Source organism: Mycobacterium sp. (assembly GCF_049683935.1).
Lineage (GTDB): Bacteria > Actinomycetota > Actinomycetes > Mycobacteriales > Mycobacteriaceae > Mycobacterium.
This window is the reverse complement of record NZ_JBAUJR010000262.1, coordinates 1-6,651: the sequence shown is the minus strand read 5'-3', so window position 1 is coordinate 6,651 and position 6,651 is coordinate 1. Positions and strand designations below refer to the sequence as shown.

Sequence of the window (6,651 nt, the reverse complement as noted above, 5' to 3'; positions counted from 1 at the left end):
CTTCATATGTGTCTCCCTAAACGTCGGTGTTTCGGTCGCAGTAAATTGATGATTCACGCCAGTGTCTCGACGGCGAGATCACCATCGGCGTACTGGCGGCGCAACTTCTTCTTGTCGAACTTGCCGGTCGAGGTCAGCGGAATGTCGGTGACGAACGCCCACCGTTCCGGTAGCCACCACTTGGCCACCCGCGCACTTAGGAATTCGGTCAACTCCGCGGCGGTGGCGGTGCAGTCAGCGGCCAGGACGACCACTGCCAGCGGTCGTTCCTGCCACTTGTCGTCGGGCACGCCAATCACTGTGGCGGTGCGTACTGCAGGGTGAGCGGCCAACTCGTTCTCCAATTCCACCGATGAGATCCACTCGCCTCCGGACTTGATCACGTCTTTGGCACGGTCGGTGAGCGTGATGAACGCATCCGCGCTGATCGTCCCGACATCTCCCGTGCACAACCACCCGTCCGGCGACACCGCCGGACTGTCATGCTCGTAATACGACTGAGTGATCCACGGACCGCGGATCTGAATCTCCCCCACCGACTGTCCGTCCCAAGGTTGTTCGGCACCGCTGTCATCAACGATGCGGGCCTGCACACCGGCCACCACCCTGCCTTGGGTTCCCCGCAGCTGCAGCGACCTCTCCGGGGTGTCGGTGTTCCGCGGCAGAGCGACCGCGGCCAGCGGGGAAGTCTCAGTCATCCCCCAGGCCTGCACAATGCGGATGCCCAGTTCGTCATAGGCAGTCATCAACGACCGCGGGACCGCCGAACCACCGCAGGCCACCATCTTCAACGAACTCACGTCGTGGCCGGGATTGTCGCGCAGGTAGTGCAAGACATCGGTCCAGATCGTCGGCACAGCGCCCGCCATCGTCGGACGGACCACTTCGATCATCTCCACCAACGGCCCCGCCTGCAGGAAACGGTCAGGCAGCAGAAGCTGCGCCCCCGCCATCATCGCCGCGTACGGCAACCCCCAGGCATTGGCGTGGAACATCGGAACGATCGCCAACACCGTGTCGTCATGACCGATGCCCAAGGCATTCGAGGTGCACGCCGATTGGGAGTGCAACCACGTCGAACGGTGGCTGTAGACAACGCCTTTCGGGTGACCGGTGGTTCCGCTGGTGTAGCACATCGCTGCGGCCGACTGCTCGTCGACGTCGGGCCAGTCGAAGGTACTCGACTGGGCGGCCACCACATCGTCGTAACGAAGGACGTCCTTTCCACAGCCCTGCACCGCGGCAAGATCGCCGGTGCCGGTCACCAATACCGTGCGCACCGAAGTCATCGACGGCAACGCCGCCGCCAACAGGCTCAGCACCGTACCGTCGACGATGATCACCCGATCTTCGGCATGATTGGCGATCCACGTCAGCTGTTCAGGTGGCAGCCGCAGATTCAACGTGTGCAGCACCGCGCCCATCGACGGCACCGCCGCATAACAGTCCAGATGCTCCTGGTTGCTCCACTGCAGCGTCGCGACACGCTCATCTCGGCGAATGCCGACCTCGCGCAACGCGTTCGCCAACCGTGCCGCACGCTGCCCCACCTCGCGATAGGACACCCCAGAGATCTGCCGGGGTCCGCGGGCTGTCAACACCTCGCGATCGCCATGGACTGCCGAAGCATGGGCCACGATCGCGGGCACCGTCAACGCAACGTCCTGCATCGTGCTCCTCATCGCACACCTACCCAACCACCGGCGGTGCGGCGACGGTCACGCATCGATGAGGTCCTGCCGATTCTGACTCTGCAACATCAACCGGTATTCCGGGAACAAGTTCTTCGCCTGCGGAATCAGCTTGATCAGTTTCGGCACCGGGCCCTTCGCGCGCACGGTTCCCTTGGCCATCGCCATCGTCAGGTTCACCTTCCCCAGCCAGAACTTGTTCCCGGTGTCCGCAGACATGAACAACTCCACGTTGGGCACTGCGGTACTGGCCGCTCCGGTCTCCACCGCCTTGTTCGGCATGTCCACCGTCACCACTGCATCCGGATCGGTGTAATGCACTCGCAACACCACACCCGAATTTGCGAGCTTGTCCGCCAGCCCCTCCTTCTCCAAACCGCGCCGAAAGATCCCACCCAAAAAGGCATAGACCTCGTCCTCGTCCTTGAATACCGCCATCATCAACCTCCACCAACCTCGTTGTCAGAAACGAACACCCGCGAGCATCGACTTCAGACGATGCTCTCTCCGGAAATAGTCTTACGCTTGTTGGCGACCTCCATTAGCTCCTGCTGCGCTGCGGTAGTACCGCCAAGGTGACCACGGCATCCGCTAATTGTCCCCTTTGCTAGCGGAGTTGGATGGCGGTTGTCACTTGCGTTCCTCTCCGAGACACGCGTTGCAATCGCCGTACCGTCCCATAGCTCCACGCCACCATCACCTCAGGCCCGGCCGGCGAGCGCCAGTTCGGCCCGTCCGATGGGGACTTGCTGCGTGATGACCCGTTTGCTGAACATGAAGTCTCGCGGGCGGTTGACGCAGTCCGCGGCAATGAGCTCGCCCTCACGGAGGTAGAAGCAGGTGAAGTCGCGGTCCTCGGTCGGGTCGCCGCTGAGGACGACCTCGTCGTATCCGGTGTTGAGACCGGCGATCTGGAGCTTAAGGTCGTATTGATCTGACCAGAACCATGGAAGCGCCGCTATCTTCTTGGACTTCCCGCAGACGGTCGCGGCGGCAACTTTGGCCTGCTCGGCCGCGCTCGGCACGGACTCAAGGCGTATGCGACGGCCGTACCGGGCAACCTCGTGGCTGGCGCAGTCCCCGGCGGCCACGATGTCGGGGTCGCTGGTGCGGGCCTGGTCGTCGATCACGACGCCGTTGTCGACGGCCAGGCCTGCGGCGGCGGCGAGCTCGGTGTTCGGTTGAACGCCGACGCCCACAATGACGAGGTCGGCGGGGATTGATTCGCCACTGGCCAGGTGCACTTCGCGGATCCAGCCGTCACCGGACAGAGCCTCGACCAGCGCGCCGGTCCGAATGTCGACGCCCTCCTCCCGGTGGATCCGGTCGAAGAACGCCGATACCTCGGGGGCGGTGACCCGTTCGAGGACGCGCTCGGTCGCCTCGAGCACGGTGACGTCGAGACCCAGCGCACGCAACGAGGCGGCCGTCTCCAGTCCGATGTAACCGCCGCCGACGAGCACGGCCCGAGCCCCGGGGCGGATGGTCGCGAGGATCATCTCGACGTCCGCGGCGGTCCGTAGGTAGAAGACTCCGGCCAGGTCGGCGCCCGGGATGGGGAGCCGTCGAGGGCGGGCGCCAGTACACAGCGCGATCTTGTCGTAGGGCATTGCGTCGCCGGTGCTCAGAGACAGGTGGCCGACCGAGCGGTCGATCGCCTCCACCGTCGCATCCAGGAGTTGGATTCGCTGCTTGGTGTAGAACTCCGCGCTGCGGATCGCGAGTTCGTCGAGTGTGATCTTCCGGGCCAGGTAGGCCTTCGATAACGGAGGGCGTTGGTAGGGCAGCGCCGACTCCTCGCCGATGAGGACGATCTCATCGGTCCACCCTTCCTGACGGAGACTGGCCGCGAGTTGTGCCCCGGCATGGCTCGCGCCTACGACGACCGCTCGCTTCAAGGTCATTAGCCAGCTTTTGGGGTGAGTCGGACCATCAGCTTGCTGATACCCCTGACGAAGTTGGACTGCACGTACTCGGGCTCACCGACGACTTCGATATTCTCGAAGCGCGGAAGCAGCTCCTCCCACAGGATCCGCAACTGCATCTCGGCCAGCCGGTTGCCCATACAGCGGTGGATGCCGAAACCGAAGGCGATGTGATTTCGGGCGTTGGGCCGATCGATGATCAGCTCATCGGGCCGATCGAACACGCGCTCGTCGCGGTTACCCGAGGCATACCACATCACGACCTTGTCGCCCTTGCGGATGAACTGCCCGTGCAGCATAGTGTCCGACTTGGCGATCCGGCGCATATAGGCCAACGGTGTCTGCCACCGGATGACCTCCGAGACCATGTTGGGGATCAGGTCGGGGTTTGCCTTCAGCTTCTCGAACTGATCGGGGTACCGATTCAACGCGAGAACACCGCCGCTCATCGAGTTCCTCGTGGTGTCGTTGCCTCCGACGATCAGCAACACAAAGTTGCCCAAGAACTCCATCGGTCGGTTGATCAGATCCTTGGTGCTCTCGTTACTCTGCAGCATGGTGATCAGATCGAAGCCGGGTTCCTCTCCGGCAGCTGTCCGGGCCGCCTTGTCGTGCCAGTGCTCGCTGAGACCTCGCGCCATGTCGCGCATGCCTGCAAACGTGTCGTCAAGGTCCGACGGACCGCCGTTGGCTTGCTCCATCGAGGTCGCCAGATCTGACCACTCGACGAGCTTGCGACGCTGCTCGTATGGGAAGTCCAAAAGGGTCGCGAGCATCCGAGCGGTCAACTCGATCGAAACATTCTCCACCCAGTTGAATGGCTGATCCACGGGCAGGTTGTCCAGCACCTCCTGCACGCGAGATCGAATCAGACCCTCCATCTCACGCAGGTTCTTGGGCGCGACCACCCCTTGGACAGCGGCCCGCTGCCTGTCGTGGCGTGGCGGATCCATCGCAATGAACATCGCTACGTCAAGGAAACGAGGCGGGGACCCGATGACGATGAACGGCTCGGAGGAGAAGACATCATGGTTCTTCTCCACGGCCACGATGTCGGCATGCCGTGTGACTGACCAGAACGGACCAAACGGACTGTTGGGCTGATAGTGGACCGGAGCTTCATTGCGAAGGCGCTCGTAGTATGACTGCCAGCGCCCCTGACGGTAGAGGAAAGGGTTGCTGAGGTCGATGTCGGCGAGTTTTACGTCCGCGACCGAGGGGATGGGGCCCTCGAAGAAGAGCCTCTTCCCGTTCGTTCCGGTCACCAAACGCCGGGTTTTGTCATACAGGTGTGCGCCCTGAATCTGCAGGTCGATCGGGATGGTCGCCTGAACTTTCTCGGTGATTGCTTCAGAAACCTTCATTACGTCTTATCCGTCTCTCTCGTCATTACATCTGGAACTCGGGCAGATGGACGATCAAGCCGTCCCACGACTCAGTGACCTGCATCTGGCACGACAGCCGGGAGGTCGGCTGACGCTCGGGGCTCATGGCGAGCATCTCTTCTTCAATGGCGCCGGAGCGCCCAACCCGACCGGACCATTGCGGATCGACGATCACATGGCAGGTGCCGCACGCGGCTTCGCCTCCGCAGTCACCGTCGATGCCGGGCACCGCGTTGTTGGTCGCAATTTGCATCAGTGAGTGACCTGGCTCGAGCGGCGCCTCGTGCTGCTCGCCGTCGTGGGAGACAAAGGTGACAACGGTCATACGAACTCCTAATACGTTGTCGTCGGTGTGAATGATAGTTAACAGTCTTGTCGAAGATAAGCGCTTCGGCTATGTTCGCTGGAGTCAGTAACGTGTGAATTTGGCTCAAAGGGGCCTGGTGATGAACCTCGATAACGTGGGGATGCCCCCACTCGCGTTCGTGCAACTGCTCGAGAGCCCAGCACTCGAGCCAGACATCATCGTGCAACTCCGCGACATCATGGCGCGCGAAGGGACCGACGCGGCGACGCTGATTGAGCGTGATGTCCAAGCGCCGTTACGGTGGTTTCGCGAGGTCTACCCCGATCTCGACGTCGACCACGCCACGCTGCTCGGCTTCGCGTTCGCCGGACAAGCCCAGTTGACATCCTTTGGCCCGTTAAGTGTTCCGCTGGTCAGCGCGGGCTCGGTAGCCCAAATCGTGGAGTTGCTCACCTACCTGCCGCTGATCACCATGGCTATCAATGCACAGTTACATCCACGTGAGCATGGCCTCACCGTCGGGCTCTGGGGGCACACGGGCGATCGAGCCCTGGACTGCTTGGCCGTGACCTACACCGGGTCGGCGTTATTGCGACTGCTGGACATGCTCGTCGGTGACGCGCCGACGGTCACACTCCACCTGGGTTGGCCGGCGCCCGTCGGCCTGACCGATCGCGAGAACCGCCTGGCTCAAGTCGGGCGCCTGATCTTCGACGCACCGATGTCCTCCCTCCACGTTCCCTCGGCCACGCTCAACGAGGTGTGCCGGTTCTCCGATCCCCTCGCGTATCGACTCGCAATCGTCGAGCTGAAGCGAACTCTCGACAAGCGGAGCGGCGCTACATCCAACTCCGAGAGGGTAAGACGGCTGCTGCAGAAGAATCCAGGACAGCGAAGTAACCAAAGGTTCGCACATGAGCTGTCGATATCCACCAGCACACTCAAACGGCGCCTTTCCGAAGAGGGGACCACCTTTCGCGAGTTGCGCCAGTCATTCCTGCTCGAGCGCGCGATGCTCCAGCTACTCGACCGCTCAATGTCGGTGAGTGAGATTGCTACGGATCTCGGGTACAGCGACCCCGCCAACTTCTCACACGCCTTCAAGCGATGGACCGGCAGCTCTCCGAGCGAGTTCCGGCTCTCACAACGCTGAGCCCGCCCAGCGAGCCAGATCCGACCTCGGGAGCGTCTTTCCGCAGCGTCGTCGCCTTCCCTACTTGGTTGTTGCGTTAGAAGCGGATGAGTCCTCGGATGTTGCGGCCTGATCTCATGTCGGCGTACCCCTCGTTGATCTGATCGAGGGTGTACTCACGGGTGATCAGCTCATCGAGCTTGAGGTGTCC

At 62.3% G+C, this 6,651-nt stretch carries 6 protein-coding genes and 1 pseudogene; 1 reads left to right on the top strand and 6 read right to left on the bottom strand.

What is annotated here, in order from left to right; translation table 11 throughout:
* Positions 1-53: 53 nt before the first annotated feature.
* The 5 genes from WA965_RS15310 to WA965_RS15290 all read right to left on the bottom strand — a co-directional run bounded on the left by WA965_RS15310 (position 54) and on the right by WA965_RS15290 (position 5,326).
* The gene (locus WA965_RS15310) at positions 54-1,682 is read right to left on the bottom strand and encodes a long-chain fatty acid--CoA ligase (protein WP_526447742.1); all 1,629 of its coding nucleotides are present in this window, start codon (positions 1,680-1,682) and stop codon (positions 54-56) included.
* Between the two features lie 36 nt (positions 1,683-1,718).
* Positions 1,719-2,129, bottom strand: a complete 411-nt coding sequence (locus tag WA965_RS15305) for an SCP2 sterol-binding domain-containing protein (RefSeq protein WP_370329924.1) — start codon at positions 2,127-2,129, stop codon at positions 1,719-1,721.
* A 263-nt stretch (positions 2,130-2,392) separates the two neighbouring features.
* Positions 2,393-3,595, bottom strand: coding sequence for an NAD(P)/FAD-dependent oxidoreductase (locus WA965_RS15300; RefSeq protein WP_526295143.1), 1,203 nt, complete (start codon positions 3,593-3,595; stop codon positions 2,393-2,395).
* Positions 3,595-4,980 (bottom strand): cytochrome P450, encoded by a 1,386-nt coding sequence (locus WA965_RS15295; RefSeq protein ID WP_526295145.1) that lies wholly within the window; start codon positions 4,978-4,980, stop codon positions 3,595-3,597. Before WA965_RS15295 ends, WA965_RS15300 begins: the two co-directional genes overlap by 1 nt.
* 25 nt (positions 4,981-5,005) lie before the next feature.
* A complete protein-coding gene (locus tag WA965_RS15290) occupies positions 5,006-5,326 on the bottom strand; it encodes a 2Fe-2S iron-sulfur cluster-binding protein (RefSeq protein WP_526295147.1) in 321 nt (106 codons plus the stop codon).
* Between the two features lie 121 nt (positions 5,327-5,447).
* On the opposite strand from WA965_RS15290, the gene WA965_RS15285 reads away from it, so the two are divergent.
* Positions 5,448-6,461, top strand: coding sequence for a helix-turn-helix domain-containing protein (locus tag WA965_RS15285; RefSeq protein WP_526295149.1), 1,014 nt, complete (start codon positions 5,448-5,450; stop codon positions 6,459-6,461).
* 76 nt (positions 6,462-6,537) lie between these two features.
* Here the strand turns inward: WA965_RS15285 and WA965_RS15280 are convergent.
* Positions 6,538-6,651 (bottom strand): annotated as a pseudogene (locus WA965_RS15280) (alcohol dehydrogenase); the annotation flags it as partial.

Bases quoted from the DNA above. Each gene is read 5' to 3' on its own strand.
- WA965_RS15295 (WP_526295145.1), bottom strand. From the start codon at position 4,980: ATGAAGGTTTCTGAAGCAATCACCGAGAAAGTTCAGGCGACCATCCCG.
- WA965_RS15285 (WP_526295149.1), top strand. From the start codon at position 5,448: ATGAACCTCGATAACGTGGGGATGCCCCCACTCGCGTTCGTGCAACTG.
- WA965_RS15310 (WP_526447742.1), bottom strand. From the start codon at position 1,682: ATGAGGAGCACGATGCAGGACGTTGCGTTGACGGTGCCCGCGATCGTG.
- WA965_RS15290 (WP_526295147.1), bottom strand. From the start codon at position 5,326: ATGACCGTTGTCACCTTTGTCTCCCACGACGGCGAGCAGCACGAGGCG.
- WA965_RS15305 (WP_370329924.1), bottom strand. From the start codon at position 2,129: ATGGCGGTATTCAAGGACGAGGACGAGGTCTATGCCTTTTTGGGTGGG.
- WA965_RS15300 (WP_526295143.1), bottom strand. From the start codon at position 3,595: ATGACCTTGAAGCGAGCGGTCGTCGTAGGCGCGAGCCATGCCGGGGCA.